This is a genomic window from Pseudomonas sp. 2VD (assembly GCF_005503585.1).
GTDB classification, from domain to species: Bacteria; Pseudomonadota; Gammaproteobacteria; order Pseudomonadales; family Pseudomonadaceae; genus Pseudomonas; species Pseudomonas aeruginosa.
Genome location: NZ_SCND01000095.1, coordinates 1 through 16,996 on the forward strand (window position 1 = coordinate 1; position 16,996 = coordinate 16,996).

The window sequence follows — 16,996 nt, forward strand, 5'->3', positions numbered from 1 at the left end:
GTCGTCAGCGTCATATGCGTATAAGAGACAGAGCGTGGCGCCGCTGGCGGTCCGCGACGCGGCCACCTGGGGCGCCGCCCTGGTGATGACCTTCGCGCTGCTGCAATTGTTCTTTTCGCCGGTCCTCGGCAGCCTCAGCGACCGCTTCGGACGCCGCCCCGTCCTGGTCCTGGCGATGCTCGGCTTCGCCCTCAGCTATCTGCTGCTGGCGCTGGCCGACAGCCTCTGGATGCTGTTCCTCGGTCGCGCGCTGGCCGGGCTCACCGGCGCCCGCGTGGCCACCGCGATGGCCTGCGCGGCGGACCTCGGCACGCACGGGCAGCGCACCCGGCACTTCGGCTGGCTGTACGCCGGCCTCGCCCTGGGCATGATCCTCGGCCCCGCCCTCGGTGGGCTGCTGGCGGTGCACGGCACGACGCTGCCGCTGCTGCTGGCCGCCGGCCTGTGCCTGCTCAACGCCCTGCTCGCCGGCCTGTTCCTCGAGGAAACCCTGCCCCCGACGCGACGCCGCCGCCTGGATCCGAGGCGGATGAACGCCTTGCGCTCGATCAGCGGCCTGGCTCGGCAACCCGGGGTCGGACGCCTGCTGGCGGTGCTTGCCCTGGTATTCCTCGGCTTGCAGGCGGTGATGGTGGTCTGGCCCTTCTTCGTGATCGAGAAGTTTCACTGGAGCAGCGCCTGGATCGGCTACTCGCTGGCCCTCTACGGCGTGCTCGCGGTGCTCGCCCAGACCCTCGGCGTGAACCTCTGCAAGCGGCGCCTGGACGACGCCCGCCTGCTGCGCCTGGGCCTCGCCCTGCATGGCTGCGGCCTGCTGCTGTTCGCCCTGGTCGACTCGTCATTCTGGCTGGTCTGCGCGCTGCTGCCCTTCGCGCTCGGCAGCCTCGCCACCCCGGCCATGCAGGGGCTGCTCTCGGCCCGCGTGCCGGTCGATCGCCAGGGCGAGTTGCAGGGCGTGCTGAGCAGCCTGATGAGCCTCGCCGCGATCGTCGGTCCGCCGCTGATGAGCGGCCTGTTCCACTGGGGCAGCGGTCCGCTCGCGCCAGTGCCCCTGGCCGGCGCGCCATTCCTCGCCGGCGCCCTTCTCGTTCTGGCCGGGCTGGTCCTGGCCTGGCAACTTCGACCTACGGGAGAAGACCGATCATGGACCGGATAGACATGGGCGTGCTGGTGGTGCTGTTCAATCCTGGCGACGACGACCTGGAACACCTTGGCGAACTGTCGGCGGCCTTTCCGCAACTGCGCTTCCTCGCCGTCGACAACTCGCCGCACAGCGATCCGCAGCGCAACGCCCGGCTGCGCGGGCAAGGCATCGCCGTGCTCTACCACGGCAACCGGCAGGGCATCGCCGGCGCCTTCAACCAGGGGCTCGACACGCTGTTCCGGCGCGGCCTGCAGGGTGTGCTGCTGCTCGACCAGGACTCCCGTCCCGGCGGCGCCTTCCTCGCCGCCCAGTGGCGCAACCTGCAGGCATGCAACGGCCAGGCCTGCCTGCTCGGCCCACGGATCTTCGACCGAGGCGACCGGCGCTTCCTGCCGGCCATCCACCTCGACGGGCTGGCGCTCAGGCAACTGTCCCTGGACGGCCTGACGACCCCACAGCGCACCTCGTTCCTGATCTCCTCCGGCTGCCTGCTGACCCGCGAGGCCTACCAGCGCCTTGGCCACTTCGACGAGGAACTGTTCATCGACCATGTGGACACCGAGTACAGCCTGCGCGCCCAGGCGCTGGACGTGCCCCTGTACGTCGACCCGCGGCTGGTCCTCGAGCACCGCATCGGCACGCGCAAGACCCGCCGCCTCGGCGGTCTCAGCCTCAGCGCGATGAACCACGCCCCACTGCGCCGCTACTACCTGGCGCGCAACGGCCTGCTGGTCCTGCGCCGCTACGCCCGGTCCTCGCCGCTGGCCCTGCTGGCGAACCTGCCGACCCTGACCCAGGGCCTCGCGGTGCTCCTGCTCGAACGCGACAAGCTGCTCAAGCTGCGCTGCCTGGGCTGGGGCCTGTGGGACGGCCTGCGGGGGCGCGGCGGCGCGCTGGAGCGCAACCGCCCGCGCCTGCTGAAGCGCCTCGCCGGTCCGGCGGTGGCGCCCACAGTTCCCGGCAAGGCCAAGGCCTAGTCAGCGAAACGCATTCCCGCATAGGGCGCTTGCCGGCACGCCGCGAGCCGGCTGCGCAGGTCGCCGACGTGGGCCTCCAGGCGATGGCCGTCCGGGTCGAGGAAGTAGAACGAATCGCCCTCGCTGCGGTTCTGCTTCCATTCGCGCACGCCATGCGCGCGCAGCTGCGCGGCGAAGCGGGCGAAATCCGCGGCGGCGATGCCGAAGGCGTAGTGCGTGTAGTCCGCGGCCGGCCCGCCGTACTGCGGCTCCCGGGACAGGCACAGCCACAGCGAACCCAGTTCGAGATAGGCGCCCTGGTCCCAGCGCGCTTCCAGGCGAAAGCCGAGAAGATCGCGGTAGAAGGCGATGCTGGCCGGCAGGTCGGCGACCGCCAGGGTCAGGTGATTGAGACCGGTAAGCATGGGGGCTCCTTGCAAGGTGTGGCGGGAGGTCGATTCAGGCACGTCCCAGCCAGTCGCCGCGGATCATTTCCATCAGTTGGCGCAAGCCGGGTTGCGGCTGGCGTCGACTCGGATAATAGAGGCAGAACGGCGCGCCCATCGAGGTCCAGTCGGGCAATACCAGTTGCAGCCGGCCGCTACGCAGCTCCTCGGCGATTCCCACTTCCAGGCAATAGGCCAGGCCAACGCCGTCCAGGGCCGCGGCGACCGCCGTATTGCTTTCGTTGACGCTGAAAGGGCCGGGCACGTCGACCTCGACCATCCGCTCGCCGTCGCCCAGTTCCCATTTGTAGAACGAGTTGTCGCCCAGGCGCATGCGGATGCAGGCGTGCCGCAACAGGTCGTCCGGCCGCTGGGGCACGCCGTGGCGCGCCAGGTAATCGGGCGACGCGGCCACCACCCAGCGCAGCTCCCCGGTCAATGGCACCGCGACCATGTCCTGGGGCACCGTGCCGCCGTAACGGATGCCGGCGTCGTAGCCGTCGGCGACGATGTCGACCATGCGGTCCTCCACCGAAAGTTCCAGTTGCAGGTCCGGATACGCCTCGGTGAAGCGCCTGAGGCCCGGCCCCAGCAGCAGCCGCGAGGCATCGCGCGGCACGTTCAGGCGCAGCCGGCCCACCGGCGAGGTGCGATAGGCATCGAGTTCGCCGAGCGCCTCGCCGATCACCTGGAAACCATCCTCCAGCTTGGCCGCCAGCGCGCTGCCGGCATCGGTCGGCACCACCGAACGGCTGGTACGGTTGAGCAGCTTCACCCCGAGCCGCGCCTCGAGGTTGCGCATGCTGTGGCTCAGCGCCGAGGTACTGACACCCAGTTCCTGGGCCGAGTGACGGAAGCTGCGGCGCCGGACGATGGTCATGAAGACGTTCAGGTCGGCGAGTTCGGAACGGGTGAAAGCCGGCATTCCAGGGCTCCTGGCAGTTCTCGGAGGTCAATGCAGCATTGAGCCACATTCAATCTCGGGTGATCTAGAGTAATCGCTCCGTGCCGCCGGGCGTATTGCCGGCAGCCGTTTTCCCGATCTGCAGGAGTATTTCCATGAGCGTTGAAAGCATTCGCATCGAGGGTATCGACACGCCGGTCTCGCGCATCGGCCTCGGCACCTGGGCCATCGGCGGCTGGATGTGGGGCGGCGCTGACGACGCGACGTCGGTGGAAACCATCCGGCGTGCGGTGGAATCCGGGATCAACCTGATCGACACCGCGCCGGTCTATGGCTTCGGCCATTCCGAAGAGGTCGTCGGCAAGGCCTTGCAGGGCCTGCGCGACAAGGCGGTGATCGCCACCAAGGCGGCGCTGGAGTGGAGCGACGCGGGCATCCACCGCAACGCCTCCGCCGCACGCATCCGCCGGGAGGTCGAGGACTCGCTGCGGCGGCTGAAGACCGATCGCATCGACCTGTACCAGATCCACTGGCCGGACCCGCTGGTGGCGCACGAGGAAACCGCCGGCGAACTGGAGCGCCTGCGCCGCGACGGCAAGATCCTCGCCATCGGCGTGAGCAACTATTCGCCGGAACAGATGGACGGGTTCCGCCAGTTCGCTCCGCTGGCCAGCGTGCAGCCGCCCTACAACCTGTTCGAGCGCGCCATCGACGCCGACGTGTTGCCCTACGCCGAGCGTAACGGCATCGTCGTGCTGGCCTACGGAGCGCTGTGCCGCGGCCTGCTTTCCGGACGGATGAACGCCGAGACCCGCTTCGATGGCGACGACCTGCGCAAGTCCGACCCGAAGTTCCAGCAGCCCCGCTTCGCCCAGTACCTGGCAGCGGTCGCGCAACTGGAGGAACTGGCTCGCGAGCGCTATGGCAAGTCGGTGCTGGCCCTGGCCATCCGCTGGATTCTCGATCGCGGCCCTACGGTGGCGCTGTGGGGGGCGCGCAAGCCGGAGCAGTTGAACGGCATCGCCGACGCCTTCGGCTGGCGCCTGGACGACGAGGCCATGGCCCGCATCGAGCGGATCCTCGCCGAGACCATCCAGGATCCGGTCGGTCCCGAGTTCATGGCGCCGCCCAGCCGCAACGCCTGATCGGACGGCCGGGGCGGCAACGCCCCTGGCCGCTGGCCTGACGGAGCGGCGGAAGGCAAAATGGCGGTTTTTCTCAAGGACTGCCGGATCAGTTATGGAAAACGTCTACAAGACCCCGGAAGCGCCCCTGGTGGAAACCCGCGGCGCGAAGCGGGCGCATTTCTTCGTCACTTCCCTGGGCAAGATGAGCGTGCTCTTCCTCCTCACCCTGGGGCTGTACGGCGTGTACTGGATGTACAAGCACTGGAAGGCCCAGCAACCGCAGATGGAGCGGCGGATCAGCCCGGTATGGCGGGCGATCTTCGGCATCTTCTTTTTCCACGCCCTCGCCCGGCGGATCCACCAGGCCCTGCCGGAAGAGCGCCAGGCACTATGGAGCCCGAGCAAGGATGCGACCTGGGCGGTGCTGCTGACGGTCGCGGCGAACCTGATCAGCCACCTCACCGACGTGGTCCCCGCGCTGGAGCCCTACTCGCTGCCCTCGCTCCTGCTGCTGCTCACGCCGCTTATCCCGATGCGCAACATCCAGCGCCAGGCCAACCTCGCCAGCGGCGACCCGCAGGGCACGGGCAACGCCGGCTATTCGGGCTACAACCTGCTGTTCATCGTGCTCGGCGCGCTCTACTGGCTGCTGATCCTGATCGGTTCCGCGGTGATCCTCTTCGGCTCGTCCCAGGGCTGAGCCGCCTCAGCCGGGAAACGCCCGGCGCAACAGTTCGGGCAGCACCTCGCCGGCCGGACCGACGAGACAGTGTTCGCGCGGATGGCGGGTGCGCACCGGTTGCGGGTTCACATGCACGACGCTGGCACCGTGCTCCAGCGCCAGTCCGGGTATCCGCGCCGCCGGCTGCACCACGCCGGAAGTGCCGACGCTGAGCAACAGGTCGCACTCGCAGGCCGCGGCGAAAGCCTCGCGCAGCGCCGCCTCGGGCAGCGCCTCGCCGAACCAGACCACGCCCGGCCGGACCTGTCCGCCGCAGGCCGGACAACGCGGCGGCTCGATCCGTCGTCCCTCTTCCGGCTCGACCGAATCGGGCAAGGCGTCCCGGTAGGCTGCCGCGCAGGTTGCGCAACGCGGCGCGTGCAGGCTGCCATGCAGGTGAAGGACGTCGCGGCTGCCGGCGCGTTCATGCAGATCGTCGACGTTCTGGGTGACCAGCCGGGTGTCGGCGATTCGTCCGCTCAATGCGGCAATCGCCCGGTGCGCGGGATTCGGCTGGACACCCAGCACCTTCAGGCGGCGCCACTCGTACCAGCCCCAGACCAGCGCGGGATCGTCGGCGAAGGCCGCGGGCGTGGCCAGGGCCGCCGGATCGTAGCGCGCCCAGAGACCGCCAAGGGCATCGCGGAAGGTGGGAATCCCGCTTTCCGCCGACACCCCGGCGCCCGTGAAGATCACCAGGCGGCGGGCGCCGGCGAGCAGTTCGACGACAGCGCGCATCTCGCTCCTCCGCTTACAGCGCGGACAACGCGCGGTATTCGTCCTGGGCATGCTGGTCGGTCATGCCGCTGACGAAATCCTGGAGCATGCGGCAGCGGTGGTAGAACTCCCACTGCCGCTGCAACGGGTCCTCCGCCACACCTTTCATGGCCTCCAGGTAAGCCTTGATCTGCTGGCTCGGCAGGCGCCGAACCAGCAGTTGCGGATGCGGCGCGGCGGCCTGGCGACCTTCGGCGAGGGCCTGGAACTCCTCGGCCGGCAGGCGCAGCAGCGGCGCGTAGAAATCCAGCAGGCCCTGGATGATGCGGTAGCCCTGCAATTCCAGGGTTTCCACCTCCGGATGGCAGAACACCCATTCCATGGCCACGTCCTTGAACGTCTGGACGATGGCGTGCGGCAGGCTGCCGTCCTCCATCAGCGCGCGGCCGAGGGTGCCGGCATGAACCGCTTCGAGGTTGTCGATGAACTGCTGGGCGGCGTGCTGGACCAGCGGGTGGATCATTTTCACCCGCAGGCGGATGAAGAATTCGCTGACCTTGTTGATCGGCTCCCGCTCGGCCTTTTCCAGCGAGTAGTCGACCATCCGCTGGAAGCTCATGTTGTCCGCGTCGCCGGGAATCGGTGCGTCCGGCGAATGGTGGACGGCAAACTTCTTCACCAGCAGATCCGCCAATTGACGGATGTCGAGGATGCCTTTTTCCACCGAGTCTTCGATATCGGCCAGGCAATAGGAGATATCGTCGGCCGCTTCCATGATGTAGGCCACAGGGTGGCGAGTGCCCGGGCGCATGCCGAGGACTTGGCGCAGTTCGTCGACGAAGGCTTCCTCGGAAAGATAGAAGCCCGGCTTCTTGTTCAGGTAGTGGTTCGCCGCTGCCTTGTCCGGCTTCGGCTCGTAGGCCGGACGCACGTACTTGAGCAGGCCGGCGGTCTGCGTGTAGGTGAGGTTCAGGCGCAGCAGCTTCACCACCAGGCGGATGGCCTGGGCGTTGCCTTCGAAATGCTTGAGGTCGGTGAGCATGCGCTGCTGCAACAGGCCGTCGCCCTGGCCCGGCGGTACGCGGCGCTCGAACAGGGCGTCGAGATTGCGTTCGAACCAATCGTTGATGGCGTACTCGCCGAAATGACCGAACGGCGGATTGCCGACGTCGTGCATCAGGCAGGCCATTTCCACCAGGCTTTCCAGCGCGCCTTCCAGCCCGTCCAGGCCGACCTCTGCGGCACGCGGGCCCAGTTGGCGGAACAGCGTGCGGACGATGAAACGCCCGGTCTGCTGCACTTCCAGGGAATGGGTCAGGCGGCTGCGCACCGCCGCGTTGCGCTCCAGCGGGAAGACCTGGGTCTTCTGCTGCAGGCGCCGCACGGCGGCGGAATTGACGATGCGCCCGCGGTCGCTTTCCAACTGGTAGACGATGTCTTGCAGATCGGTATTCCCGGCATGTCCGTAGGTTTCCCTGTCATGCGGACGCTGGCGGGATATCCGCTCCTTGAAATCCACGGCCCCTGGCATCTGGCGCTGTTCTCCACTCGGTCGGCTGCGAACCCCGAGCCTAGCGCGTGGCGGCGGTTTAACCAAGGTCGCGACAATCCGTCCCACTACCGTTCGCGGTCCGCCCTCTTCCCCGGGCGGCGGCAACTGGCAGAATACCCCGCTCGGCACCAGCGACCCCCGCCGCAGAACGGGGGCGCCGCCAATCATGCGTGCGCCCATAGAAACAGGAACGTTCAGGGAGGTTCCGCATGAGCATCACATCCACCGACATCTGCCAGGCCGCCGATGCCCTCAAGGGGTTCGTCGGTTTCAACCGCAAGACCGGCCGCTACATCGTGCGTTTCAGCGAAGACTCCTTCGGCATGGACGTAGCCGACGACAGCATCACGCCCACCAGCGAGTTCGTCTGGAGTTCGGTACGCGACGACGTCATGCGCCTGGGCCGCGAGCAGTTGCAGATCCTGCTGGAACAGAACATCAACGAACGACTGAACATCGGCGAGCCGCTACTGGTCTATCTGCGCCGCCAGGACCTGCCGGAAATCACCGCACAACGCCAGTTGCGCTGAGCGCCGTCGATCGCCGCCCGCGCCGGGCGCTGCGCCACGCATTATGCTGGAAGCGTCCGCCGCCGTCCGGCGTCGCGGACGCCATCGGCCATCCGGCGCGCCACGCAGGTGCTGCGTGGGGAGGTGAACGCCATGAGCAAGGGACTGAACGCGAAGAAGGAAACTCGTAGGAAACCGCTGAAAACCGCCCAGGAGAAACGCCTGGCGAAACGAGCGAAAAAACACGCTCCGGCGGCGCCGCTCGGCACCCCATCGCGGAGCTGAGCCAGGCCGGAGCGGAGCCGCAGGCGCAACCGCTCAATCGTCCGCGGCGGGGTCCAGGTCGGGGAACAGCACCTCGGTGAAGCCGAACTTGCTGAAGTCGGTGATTCGCGAGGGATACAGGCGGCCGATCAGGTGGTCGCACTCGTGCTGCACCACCCGCGCATGGAACCCTTCGACGCTGCGGTCGATCGGCTGTCCCTGCGGGTCCAGGCCCTGGTAGCGGATGCGCCGATGGCGCGATACCGCGCCGCGCAACCCCGGCACCGACAGGCAGCCCTCCCAGCCCTCTTCCATCTCGTCGTCCAGCGGGGTGATCCGCGGGTTCAGCAGGATGGTCGGCGGCACGGCCGGGGCGTCCGGATAGCGCTCGCTGCGCTCGAAACCGAAGATCACCAGTTGCAGGTCGACGCCGATCTGCGGCGCGGCCAGCCCTACCCCGCCGACGTGATGCATGGTTTCGAACATGTCGTCGATCAGCCGTTGCAGCTCCTCGCTGCCGAGCAGTTCGGACGGCACCGGCTGCGCAATGCGCAACAGGCGCTCGTCACCCATCTTGAGGATTTCCCGGATCATGCCGCCCCCTGATAAAGGTCAGTAACGTCCTACATGCTCAGCCAGAAAACCAGACAGGACAAGACGCAAAGAGCTTCCATCTCCGGCAATTGCGTCATTGGTTTGACACCGAACGGCTTTCTTTCCCGGCACATCCGGTAATATTCGCCGCACACCGACTACACTGGCCAGTCGTACCACCCCGCTACGTTTTCCTGGAGGAAACCTTTTTGCCTTCGTTGCCCACCTTGCAGCCCCTCGACCTCTACAGGCGCACCCTGGCCTGCCTGGTCCTGGCGGTTTCCTGCCTGGGCAGCGGAGGCCTGTGGGCGGACGACGCACGGACGTCGGTCGAGCAACGCAGCAACGCGGTCAGCCAGGTTCTGCTGGGCATATTCAGCTACGTGCGCTGGCCGAAGGAACCGGCGGTTCTGCAACTCTGCGTGGTCGGCCCGACCGAGTACGCCGACGGCCTGCTCCGCGGCATGGTGCAGGCCAATGGCAGGCGCGTGCATGCGGAACGCCGCGCGGTGGACAACCCGGACCTCGGCACGCTCTGCAACGTGATCTACCTCGGAGTGGTCGACGAGCGCGAGCGCCAGCAGGTGTTCCACAGCCTGGCCGGGCATCCGGTCCTGTCCATCAGCGAGCGTGGCACCGAATGCAGCGTCGGCAGCATGTTCTGCCTCAACGTCGGCGGTCCGCGCATCACCTTCGAGGCCAATCTCGACTCCATCGCCCGCAGCGGCGTACGCGTGCACCCGAGCGTATTGAAACTGGCAAGGCGGCAGGCCACTCCGTGATGAACCGTCGTCGTCGCTATACGGGTTCCAATCCATCGCTGCGCCGGGTGCTCTATCGCGCGCACCTGGGCGTGGCGCTGGTCGCGGTATTCACCGCCGGGCTGGCAGTGACCCTGGTCGGCCTGCTGACCCTGCGCGCCTACGCGGACCCCAACCAGCAACTGATCGCCCGTTCCATCAGCTATACCGTCGAAGCCGCGGTGGTCTTCGGCGATGCCCAGGCCGCCGAGGAATCCCTGGCGCTGATCGCCTCCAGCGAAGAGGTCTCCAGCGCCATCGTCTACGACCGCCAGGGGCAGCCCCTGGCCAGCTGGCATCGGGAAAGCACCGGGCCGCTGCACCTGCTGGAACAGCAACTGGCGCACTGGCTGCTCAGCGCGCCGACCGAACAACCGATCCTGCACGACGGCCAGAAGATCGGTTCGGTGGAGGTGAAAGGCTCCGGCGGCAGCCTGCTGCGCTTCCTGCTCACCGGTTTCGCCGGCATGGTCCTGTGCCTGCTGCTTACCGCCCTGGGCGCCTTCTACCTGTCACGGCGGCTGGTACGCGGTATCGTCGGCCCGCTCGACCAACTGGCGAAGGTCGCGCATACCGTGCGCCGCGAACGGGATTTCGAGAAGCGCGTACCGGAAGCCGGCATCGCCGAGCTGAGCCAACTGGGCGAGGACTTCAACGCCCTGCTCGACGAACTCGAATCCTGGCAGGCGCGCTTGCAGGACGAGAACGCCTCGCTGGCGCACCAGGCCCACCACGACAGCCTGACCAGCCTGCCCAACCGTGCCTTCTTCGAAGGCCGCCTGAGCCGGGCGCTGCGCGATGCCAGCGAGCACCGCGAGCAATTGGCGGTACTGTTCATCGACAGCGACCGTTTCAAGGAGATCAACGACCGCCTCGGCCATGCCGCCGGCGACACCGTGCTGGTCAACATCGCCATGCGCATCCGTGGGCAGTTGCGCGAAAGCGACCTGGTGGCGCGCCTGGGTGGCGACGAATTCGCCGTGCTGCTCGCACCGCTGGCGTCCGGCGCCGACGCCCTGCGCATCGCCGACAACATCATCGCCAGCATGCAGGCGCCGATCCGGCTCAGCGACGGCAGCACGGTGAGTACCTCGCTGACCATCGGCATCGCCCTCTATCCCGAGCACGCGGATACCCCGGCGGCGCTGCTCCACGACGCCGACATGGCGATGTACATCGCCAAGCGCCAGGCCCGCGGCAGCCGGCGCCTGGCGGAACTCAACGACCCCCGCATCCTTCAGGAAGAAAAGGAGATAGACAGTGCTACCCCAGAGGCTCCACCCAAGTAGATTGCTCGCCCTCGCCCTGTTCAGCCTTGTGCTGGGTCTGACCGGTTGCCAGACCAAACCGCCGCAGACCGGCCTGAGCGCCGAGCAGATCGCCGTGCTCCAGGAGCAGGGCTTCGAACTCCGCGACGAAGGCTGGGAGTTCGGCATGTCCAGCAAGGTGCTGTTCGGCAACAATCTCGACCGTCTCAATCCCGACAGCCGCAACACCCTGACGAAGATCGCCCACGCCTTGCTCGCGGTAGACATCGACAAGGTCCGCCTGGAAGGCCACACCGACAACTACGGCGACGAAGGCTACAACCAGAAGCTCTCCGAACGGCGCGCCGAATCGGTAGCCGCGGTGTTCCGCGAAGCCGGCATGCCGGCGGCCAACATCGAGGTCCGCGGCCTGGGCATGAGCAAGCCGGTGGCCGATAACAAGACCCGCGCCGGCCGCAGCGAGAACCGCCGCGTCGCCATCATCGTTCCCGCCGAGTAATCCTGCGCTCGCGGGCTGCGTACGGCCCACCCGTACCTGGCCCGTCCATCGCCCGGCCCCGCCGCCACCCCGCTTCCGGCCTATGTTGAAGGAAGAAGCCAGCAGACCGGCGTACCGGCCGCCGCTGCCGCGGATGCTAGACTGAATGCTGCGCAAGAAACCGACAATCCCGGCCGACCTGCCGCTTGCGGGTGCTCCGGGATTCACCGACAGGGGGTATCGACCTTTGCCTGTTCGCCCAAGGAACAGGCCGTCAGACGATGGGAGGCATGCCATGAACCGGCATTACTACATCAGCGACAACCTCGACGAGCTGGAACGGCTCGAAGCCGAACTGGAAGCCAGCGGCATCGCCACCGAGCAGATCCACGTCCTCAGCGAAAAGGACGCGGAGACCGGCCAGCGCCATCTGCACGAAGTCTCTCCGTTCATGAAGAAGGATGTGGTCCGCTCCGGCCGTGTCGGCCTGTTGGTCGGCCTCGTCCTGGCCATCGTCGCCGTGGCCTTCGCCTATGCCAGCGGCTGGACGGAAACCGCCGCCGGCTGGATTCCGGTGATCTTCCTCGGCGCCGTGCTCTGCGCGTTCTGCCTGTGGGAAGGCAGCTTCTTCGGCCTGCAGCGCACCAACCGCGCCTTCCGCCCCTTCGAAGAACGCCTGCACCAGGGGCAGCACCTGTTCTTCGTCGATGTGAAGAACGCCCAGGAGCCGATCCTGGTCAACGTGGTCAGCCACCACCCGCGCCTGCAGGACGCCGGCACCGGCCCCGCGGTCTCTCCGCTGCTGCTGGGCTGGCAGCAACGCTGGCGGCGGTTCCGGCGGATGGTCTGAGCGGCGGGGCCTGCGCACCGCGCAGGTCCTGCGCCGTCCCTCCGGCTGCTAGAATATCCGGCTACCCGCCCGCCATCCCGGCCGGCGCGGCCCGTCAGGAAACTCCATGAAACTCGATAAAGCGGCAGCCATCGCACAGCTCAACCAGGCCTTGGGCATGTCCGTGCTGGATGCCGGCAACACCCTGCTCGCCCGCTTCAACAAGAGCAAGAACGTCTGGTGGTTCGATATTCCGCTCAGCCAACTGAAGGCCGGCAAGTTCCTCAACCTGCTGCTGGCGAACCCGGCCGGCGATGCAGTGGAGCACCTGAAGGTGCCCACCGGTTTCCTTCGCCAGCAGCAGGACAGTCTGGAACTGCGCGACAAGAACGCCCGCCGGCCGACCCTCAGCCTGGAGCTGAGCGCGGACCCCGGCAAGCGCCTGCGCGACGTCCGCCCCGGCGGCGCTGGCCTGGACTTCGCCCCGTTCCTCCAGCCCTGAGCGGAAACCTCAGCGCGGCAGTTCGATGCGTTCCGGGTGGATCAGGATCAGGCCTTTCTTGTAGAGACCGCCGATGGCCTTCTTGAAGGTCCCCTTGCTGACCCCGAAGAGCCGGTGGATATCTTCCGGCGAACTCTTGTCGCTGAGCGGCAGGCTGCCGCCGGCCTCCAGCAGCCGGGCGAGAATCTGCTGGCTCAGCTCGACGGCGGCCTCGGCGCCGACCGGCTGCAGGCTCAGGGCGATCTTGCCGTCCGCGCGCAATTCCTTGATGTAGCCCTGTTCGCGCATGCCGCTGCGGAGGAACTTGAACGCCTCGTTCTTGTGGATCAGGCCCCAGTGCTTGCCCTCGATGATCGCCTTGAAGCCCATCTCGGTACGCTCCACCACCAGCAGGTCGACCGCCTGGCCGACGCTGTAGCGCGGCGGCAGGTTATCCAGCTGGCGGTCCAGGCGCGCGGTGGCGGTGATGCGGTTGGTGCGCTTGTCCAGGTAGACGTAGACCACGCAGTAGTCGCCGACCTGCAACGGACGCTTCTCTTCCGAATGCGGCAGCAGCAGGTCCTTGGGCAGGCCCCAGTCGAGGAACAGGCCGATCCGGTTGATCTCCACGACCTTCAGGCTGGCGAAACCGCCGACCTGGACCTTGGGCGTCTGGGTGGTGGCGATCAGGCGGTCGTCGCTGTCCAGGTAGATGAACACGTTGAGCCAGTCGCCCACTTCGCTGGGCTGGTCCTTCGGCACATAGCGCTTGGGCAGGAGGATCTCGCCGTGCTGGGTACCGTCGAGATAGAGCCCGAACTCCGTGTGTTTGACCACCTGCAGTGAATTGAAACGCCCGATGACCGCCATGTTGTCTCCCCCTGTCGAAGGGGCGGCATTCTACCGGGCGCCACGCAGGCGGGCGGAAGTTTTTGCCGGTACGCCGACGCCGCTCATCGCCTTGCCGGCCGTTCGCGCCGGAACATCCTGAACCACGCGGACATTTCCCAAATGCCGACTGTCTACTGGCAGTAAGCACAACGATGTTTCAAAATCGTGAACCCTAAAGACTTTTTTGGAACATCCTTATCAAGGATTCTCGCTGCCGCTCATCAGGAGTTCCTGTGCGTCCACTCAGCCGTTGGCTCTCATCTTGCGGCTCGCTTCTGGCGCTGGCCGCGCTGTTCCTGGTCGTTCCCCTCGCCGGCCGCTACTGGCTCGGCTGGTCGACGCCGTTCGGCTATCTCTCGGACCTGGCCCTCGGCAGCCTGCTGGTGCTGCTCCTGCATCGACGCTCCCTGTGGTTCGCGCTCCCGGTCATGCTGCTCTGGTGCCTGTTCCTGATCGGCAATGCCGAACTGGTCGGCGCGGTCGGGCGCATGCCGGAACCTTCCGACCTCAAGTACCTGCTGGATCCGCAGTTCGTCAGCAGCTCCACCCAGGGCGGCGGCCTCGCCCACCTGCCACTGGCGCTCGGCCTCGGCGGCGCGACATTGCTTTGCGTGCTGCTCTGGCGTCGCCGCGGTCCGCGCCTGCCGCGCTATGCCTACGCGCTGCCGGCGGCGTTCCTGGCGGCGCATGTCGGCCTGCAATACCTGCGTCCGAGCGATGCCGACCAGTGGCAGCAGTACAACCTGCCGCACAAACTGCTGGCCAGCGCGCTCAGCAGTGGCCAACTGGCGGTCGAAGACTGGCTCGCCGGCGACCGTCCGGACACCCCGCCGGACGTCGCCGGGCTCAACCAACTCGATCTTTCCGGAACGCCGCTGCTGGCCGGCGGAGGACGCGCGCGCAACGTCCTGATCGTGGCCATGGAGGGAATCCCTGGCGCGTATATCGCCGCCAACCGCGCCGCCATCAACAGCAGCTACCACGAAGCGCCGATGCCCCGGCTGAGTGGCTGGGCCGAACGGGCGATGACCACCCCGGACTACGTGCTGCACAGCCACCAGACTATCCGCGGCCTCTACGCCATGCTCTGCGGCGACTACAGCAAGCTCGACTCGGGCACGCCGAAGGGCGTCGAGCTGCTCAACAACCCGGCCCGGGCCAGGGAGTGCCTGCCCGCCCAGCTGCGCCAGCACGGTTTCAGCACGCACTTCCTGCAGGGTGCCGGCCTGCGCTTCATGGCCAAGGACAAGGTCATGCCGCAGATGGGCTTCGACAAGACCCTCGGGCGCGACTGGTTCCGCAACACGTCCTACCTGGAGTTTCCCTGGGGCATGGACGACAAGGCCTTCTTCGAGGGCGCCGCGACCTACGTGAAGCAGCTGCGCCAGCAGAAGAAACCCTGGATGCTGACCCTGCTCACCGTCGGCACCCACCAGCCCTACTCGGCGCCTGCCGACTACCTGGCCCGCTACCCGAACGCCAAGCAGGCCGCGGTGGCCTATCTCGACGACGCGATCGACGCCTTCCTCGCCGACCTGGAGAAACAGGGCGTGTTGCGCGACACCCTGGTGGTGCTCACTTCCGACGAATCCCACGGTGTCGACCAGGTGCGCCTCGCCTCGGCCTGGGGCTTCAACCTGGTGCTGGCACCGGAACAGGCGGCGCTGCCGCCGATCAAGAGCGGCGTCTACGGCCACATCGACCTCGCCGCGTCCGTCCTCGACTATTTCGGCTACCGCGTGCCGGCGGGGATTTCCGGGCGCTCGCTGTTCCGCGACTACGCCAGCGGTCGCGAAATGATGTCCTACACCAACGGCATGCTGCGCCACCACGACGGCAAGGCAACCTTCGTCGAATGCGATTTCCAGCAGGTCTGCCGGCGCTACCGCAGCGAGGGCTTCATCGCCGACGAAGCCGAGTTCCTCGGTCGCTTCAGCGGACGCCAGGCACGCCTGGTCAGCCAGCGCGCCGCCGTCCTCGACCACTCCGTGCAACAGGCCGGCCAGTTGGGCCAGGAGTTCCAGTTCGCCACCCACGAACGCATCCGCCTGAAGCCGGAAACCCACAACGACTGGACCGACAACCTGATCGGCGCGCAATACCTGGAGATGCCGAAGAACAGCAGGACCACGGTCACCCTGAAGATCCGCGCCTTGCAGATGGACCGCAACGGCGCCCGGGTGACGCTGAAGACCAAGGAGTTCGAACGCGACGTTCCCATACCGGTACCGGACATCCCGCGCCTGCTCAAAGGCAAGCCGCTGGACATGAGCTTCACCTTCGACAACCCGGAAGCGCGCAAGGCCTTCTCCTTCCACTTGCTCGCCGAGGGCCGTGGGATCATCGAGATCAGCGACTTCCACGTGGTCACGGCGGCCAACCCGGAACCCGTGGAAAGCCGCAGCCAGGTCGCCGAAGCGGCGAAGGAACAGCCGCTGCTGAGCACCCTGAAAAGCCTGTTCGCCAACCGCCCCGAAACCGAGGAAGCGGAACGCGCGGACGCCCCTCGGGAGCGCACCGTCATCCCCGAGCAGAAGGCCCTGATCCTTTCGCACTGACCGCGCCGGAGCGGCCCGCCCGGCCGCCGCGCGCTCCCCGCTGAACCCAGCGCCGTCGCTGGCGTCGAAGATTCGCAAGCAACCAGGCGAAACGGAGAACGGCATGAAGCACCTGGCATTCCTCGCCCTCGGCGGACTCCTGCTGGCGCCCCTGGCCGAAGCGGCCAGCTTCGATTGCGAAAAGGCTGAGCGAGCGGACGAAAAGGCCATCTGCGCGAACCGGGCGCTGAACGACAAGGACGTCGAGATGAGCGTCAAGTACCACTTCCTCCGCGGCCTGTTCGCCATGGGCGGCCGCGGCGCCATGCAGGACCGGCAGCAGGACTGGCTGCGTGAGCGCCGGCGCTGCGGTGGCGACACCGACTGCCTCTCCCGTGCCTACGCGCAGCGTATCGACGAGCTGGACAAGCAGTACGCGGGCATCGACAAGCCGCTCTGAAGCTAGCGTCCGCCGACGGCGAACTGCAGTTCCGCCAGGCGCGCATAGAGCGGGTTCTCGGCGATCAGACGGGCGTGGCTACCAATCGCCACCAGCCGCCCCTGGTCGATCACCGCGATGCGGTCGGCGCTCTGCACCGTGGCCAGGCGATGGGCGATCACCAGGGTGGTACGTCCGCTCATCAGGCCTGGCAGGGCCTGCTGGATCAGGTGCTCGCTTTCCGCATCCAGGGCGCTGGTCGCCTCGTCGAGCAGCAGCACCGGCGCGTCTACCAGCAACGCGCGGGCGAGCGCCAGGCGCTGGCGCTGGCCGCCGGAC

General features: G+C 67.3%; 19 protein-coding genes. 12 read left to right on the forward strand and 7 right to left on the reverse strand.

Annotation, left to right across the window (positions count from 1 at the left end):
* Window positions 1-34: 34 nt before the first annotated feature.
* A complete protein-coding gene (locus tag FFS27_RS13060; RefSeq protein ID WP_171019197.1) occupies window positions 35-1,156 on the forward strand; it encodes an MFS transporter in 1,122 nt (373 codons plus the stop codon).
* Window positions 1,144-2,121 carry a rhamnosyltransferase gene (locus FFS27_RS13065; RefSeq protein WP_023101439.1) on the forward strand — a complete coding sequence of 326 codons (978 nt, stop codon included), beginning with the start codon at window positions 1,144-1,146 and terminating at the stop codon, window positions 2,119-2,121. Before FFS27_RS13060 ends, FFS27_RS13065 begins: the two co-directional genes overlap by 13 nt.
* Here FFS27_RS13065 and FFS27_RS13070 read toward each other — a convergent pair.
* Entirely contained in the window at window positions 2,118-2,525 is a 408-nt protein-coding gene (locus FFS27_RS13070; RefSeq protein WP_003082280.1) for a FosA family fosfomycin resistance glutathione transferase, read from the reverse strand. The genes FFS27_RS13065 and FFS27_RS13070 overlap by 4 nt on opposite strands.
* Window positions 2,526-2,559: 34 nt before the next feature.
* Window positions 2,560-3,471: a LysR family transcriptional regulator gene (locus tag FFS27_RS13075; protein ID WP_137952051.1), complete on the reverse strand. Its 912-nt coding sequence runs from the start codon at window positions 3,469-3,471 to the stop codon at window positions 2,560-2,562.
* 134 nt (window positions 3,472-3,605) lie between these two features.
* Between FFS27_RS13075 and FFS27_RS13080 the strand changes: the two genes are divergently transcribed.
* Both FFS27_RS13080 and FFS27_RS13085 read left to right on the forward strand, forming a co-directional pair.
* A complete protein-coding gene (locus FFS27_RS13080; RefSeq protein WP_003082273.1) occupies window positions 3,606-4,595 on the forward strand; it encodes an aldo/keto reductase in 990 nt (329 codons plus the stop codon).
* Window positions 4,596-4,689: 94 nt separating this feature from the next.
* The gene (locus FFS27_RS13085; protein WP_010793913.1) at window positions 4,690-5,277 is read left to right on the forward strand and encodes a DUF4234 domain-containing protein; all 588 of its coding nucleotides are present in this window, start codon (window positions 4,690-4,692) and stop codon (window positions 5,275-5,277) included.
* A gap of 6 nt (window positions 5,278-5,283) precedes the next feature.
* On the opposite strand, the gene FFS27_RS13090 is transcribed toward FFS27_RS13085, so the two are convergent.
* Both FFS27_RS13090 and dgt read right to left on the reverse strand, forming a co-directional pair.
* Window positions 5,284-6,036, reverse strand: a complete 753-nt coding sequence (locus FFS27_RS13090; RefSeq protein ID WP_003086499.1) for an SIR2 family NAD-dependent protein deacylase — start codon at window positions 6,034-6,036, stop codon at window positions 5,284-5,286.
* A gap of 13 nt (window positions 6,037-6,049) precedes the next feature.
* Window positions 6,050-7,546, reverse strand: a complete 1,497-nt coding sequence (dgt, locus tag FFS27_RS13095; protein WP_003109104.1) for a dGTPase — start codon at window positions 7,544-7,546, stop codon at window positions 6,050-6,052.
* A gap of 230 nt (window positions 7,547-7,776) precedes the next feature.
* On the opposite strand from dgt, the gene FFS27_RS13105 reads away from it, so the two are divergent.
* Window positions 7,777-8,097, forward strand: a complete 321-nt coding sequence (locus tag FFS27_RS13105; protein WP_003082265.1) for a DUF2025 family protein — start codon at window positions 7,777-7,779, stop codon at window positions 8,095-8,097.
* Window positions 8,098-8,394: 297 nt separating this feature from the next.
* Here FFS27_RS13105 and def read toward each other — a convergent pair whose 3' ends face one another.
* Window positions 8,395-8,934, reverse strand: coding sequence for a peptide deformylase (def, locus tag FFS27_RS13110; RefSeq protein WP_003086490.1), 540 nt, complete (start codon window positions 8,932-8,934; stop codon window positions 8,395-8,397).
* A 209-nt stretch (window positions 8,935-9,143) separates the two neighbouring features.
* Here def and yfiR point away from each other — a divergent pair, with 209 nt between their 5' ends.
* The 5 genes from yfiR to FFS27_RS13135 all read left to right on the forward strand — a co-directional run bounded on the left by yfiR (window position 9,144) and on the right by FFS27_RS13135 (window position 12,811).
* Window positions 9,144-9,716 (forward strand): diguanylate cyclase inhibitor YfiR, encoded by a 573-nt coding sequence (yfiR, locus tag FFS27_RS13115; protein WP_015503338.1) that lies wholly within the window; start codon window positions 9,144-9,146, stop codon window positions 9,714-9,716.
* A complete protein-coding gene (gene tpbB / locus FFS27_RS13120) occupies window positions 9,716-11,023 on the forward strand; it encodes a diguanylate cyclase TpbB (protein WP_003116327.1) in 1,308 nt (435 codons plus the stop codon). The genes yfiR and tpbB overlap by 1 nt, the downstream gene beginning before the upstream one ends.
* The gene (locus FFS27_RS13125; RefSeq protein ID WP_003145479.1) at window positions 10,995-11,501 is read left to right on the forward strand and encodes an OmpA family protein; all 507 of its coding nucleotides are present in this window, start codon (window positions 10,995-10,997) and stop codon (window positions 11,499-11,501) included. Before tpbB ends, FFS27_RS13125 begins: the two co-directional genes overlap by 29 nt.
* A 274-nt stretch (window positions 11,502-11,775) precedes the next feature.
* Window positions 11,776-12,330, forward strand: coding sequence for a magnesium transporter (locus tag FFS27_RS13130; protein ID WP_009315457.1), 555 nt, complete (start codon window positions 11,776-11,778; stop codon window positions 12,328-12,330).
* 106 nt (window positions 12,331-12,436) lie between these two features.
* On the forward strand, window positions 12,437-12,811 hold the full coding sequence (locus tag FFS27_RS13135) for a hypothetical protein (protein ID WP_003082252.1): 375 nt from the start codon (window positions 12,437-12,439) through the stop codon (window positions 12,809-12,811).
* A gap of 9 nt (window positions 12,812-12,820) precedes the next feature.
* On the opposite strand, the gene FFS27_RS13140 is transcribed toward FFS27_RS13135, so the two are convergent.
* Window positions 12,821-13,660 carry a CvfB family protein gene (locus FFS27_RS13140; RefSeq protein ID WP_003082250.1) on the reverse strand — a complete coding sequence of 280 codons (840 nt, stop codon included), beginning with the start codon at window positions 13,658-13,660 and terminating at the stop codon, window positions 12,821-12,823.
* A gap of 254 nt (window positions 13,661-13,914) precedes the next feature.
* Here FFS27_RS13140 and FFS27_RS13145 point away from each other — a divergent pair, with 254 nt between their 5' ends.
* Together FFS27_RS13145 and FFS27_RS13150 are read left to right on the forward strand one after the other, a co-directional pair.
* Window positions 13,915-16,239, forward strand: a complete 2,325-nt coding sequence (locus FFS27_RS13145) for an LTA synthase family protein (RefSeq protein ID WP_021264439.1) — start codon at window positions 13,915-13,917, stop codon at window positions 16,237-16,239.
* Between the two features lie 103 nt (window positions 16,240-16,342).
* Window positions 16,343-16,678: a lysozyme inhibitor LprI family protein gene (locus FFS27_RS13150; protein ID WP_003086480.1), complete on the forward strand. Its 336-nt coding sequence runs from the start codon at window positions 16,343-16,345 to the stop codon at window positions 16,676-16,678.
* Window positions 16,679-16,680: 2 nt separating this feature from the next.
* Here FFS27_RS13150 and FFS27_RS13155 read toward each other — a convergent pair.
* On the reverse strand, window positions 16,681-16,996 hold a 316-nt coding region (locus tag FFS27_RS13155), incomplete at its 5' end, for an ATP-binding cassette domain-containing protein (RefSeq protein WP_137952052.1).

Bases quoted from the DNA above. Each gene is read 5' to 3' on its own strand.
- FFS27_RS13065 (WP_023101439.1), top strand. From the start codon at position 1,144: ATGGACCGGATAGACATGGGCGTGCTGGTGGTGCTGTTCAATCCTGGC.
- FFS27_RS13070 (WP_003082280.1), bottom strand. From the start codon at position 2,525: ATGCTTACCGGTCTCAATCACCTGACCCTGGCGGTCGCCGACCTGCCG.
- FFS27_RS13075 (WP_137952051.1), bottom strand. From the start codon at position 3,471: ATGCCGGCTTTCACCCGTTCCGAACTCGCCGACCTGAACGTCTTCATG.
- FFS27_RS13080 (WP_003082273.1), top strand. From the start codon at position 3,606: ATGAGCGTTGAAAGCATTCGCATCGAGGGTATCGACACGCCGGTCTCG.
- FFS27_RS13085 (WP_010793913.1), top strand. From the start codon at position 4,690: ATGGAAAACGTCTACAAGACCCCGGAAGCGCCCCTGGTGGAAACCCGC.
- FFS27_RS13090 (WP_003086499.1), bottom strand. From the start codon at position 6,036: ATGCGCGCTGTCGTCGAACTGCTCGCCGGCGCCCGCCGCCTGGTGATC.
- dgt (WP_003109104.1), bottom strand. From the start codon at position 7,546: ATGCCAGGGGCCGTGGATTTCAAGGAGCGGATATCCCGCCAGCGTCCG.
- FFS27_RS13105 (WP_003082265.1), top strand. From the start codon at position 7,777: ATGAGCATCACATCCACCGACATCTGCCAGGCCGCCGATGCCCTCAAG.
- def (WP_003086490.1), bottom strand. From the start codon at position 8,934: ATGATCCGGGAAATCCTCAAGATGGGTGACGAGCGCCTGTTGCGCATT.
- tpbB (WP_003116327.1), top strand. From the start codon at position 9,716: ATGAACCGTCGTCGTCGCTATACGGGTTCCAATCCATCGCTGCGCCGG.
- FFS27_RS13130 (WP_009315457.1), top strand. From the start codon at position 11,776: ATGAACCGGCATTACTACATCAGCGACAACCTCGACGAGCTGGAACGG.
- FFS27_RS13135 (WP_003082252.1), top strand. From the start codon at position 12,437: ATGAAACTCGATAAAGCGGCAGCCATCGCACAGCTCAACCAGGCCTTG.
- FFS27_RS13140 (WP_003082250.1), bottom strand. From the start codon at position 13,660: ATGGCGGTCATCGGGCGTTTCAATTCACTGCAGGTGGTCAAACACACG.
- FFS27_RS13150 (WP_003086480.1), top strand. From the start codon at position 16,343: ATGAAGCACCTGGCATTCCTCGCCCTCGGCGGACTCCTGCTGGCGCCC.